Source organism: Aneurinibacillus migulanus (genome assembly GCF_001274715.1).
Classification (GTDB): Bacteria; Bacillota; Bacilli; order Aneurinibacillales; family Aneurinibacillaceae; genus Aneurinibacillus; species Aneurinibacillus migulanus.
Window position 1 is genome coordinate 1 of the sequence record NZ_LGUG01000023.1, and the last position, 692, is coordinate 692.

1 protein-coding gene is annotated in these 692 nt (G+C 51.6%); it reads right to left on the reverse strand.

What is annotated here, in order from left to right:
• Positions 1-692 (reverse strand): GTP 3',8-cyclase MoaA (locus AF333_RS31360; protein ID WP_043069101.1); only part of this gene is annotated, 692 nt, incomplete at both ends.

Here is a 692-nt window from a genome sequence, read left to right on the forward strand (position 1 = left end):
TTCTCACTGGCCAATGCCTGTGCCATCTCGTGGTTCTCCGGCTTTGCATCAATCGCACGCAGGAACATGTCCTGTATTGCTTTTTCATCACCAATACGTGGACGCACATTCCATTCATCATCCCAATACAGGCATGGCTTAATGTTGCCGTCAGCAGTAAGACGCAGACGGTTACAGTTGCCGCAAAAATGATCACTCACAGGATGAATCAAGCCGAACGTACCCATGGCTCCCGGAATGCGGTAGTTATCTGCTGGACCGTTCCCGTAGATGTCTCCGGCCGGCTCATACGTATATCCCATCTGCTTCACTTTCTCGAATACCGTATCCAGCGAGAGATATTTCGCCCGCCACCCTTCGTCATTATGGCCGATAGGCATATATTCGATAAACCGGATTTGCAGCGGTTTGTCGAGCGACAATCGGATAAAATCCTCAATTTCATCGTCATTTTGTCCTTGCATCAGCACCACATTCAGCTTCACTGGCGCAAATCCGACCCGGAGTGCAGCCTCCAGGCCATCCATTACCCGCTTCAGGCTGCCCCCGCGCGTAATATAGGCGAACCGTTCCGACTTCAAGGAGTCCAGGCTGATATTCACACGAGTCACGCCTGCTTCTTTGAGCGCCTCCGCTTTCTGTGCGAGAAAAATCGCATTCGTCGTCAGCGCGATATCTTCAATGCCCGGAAT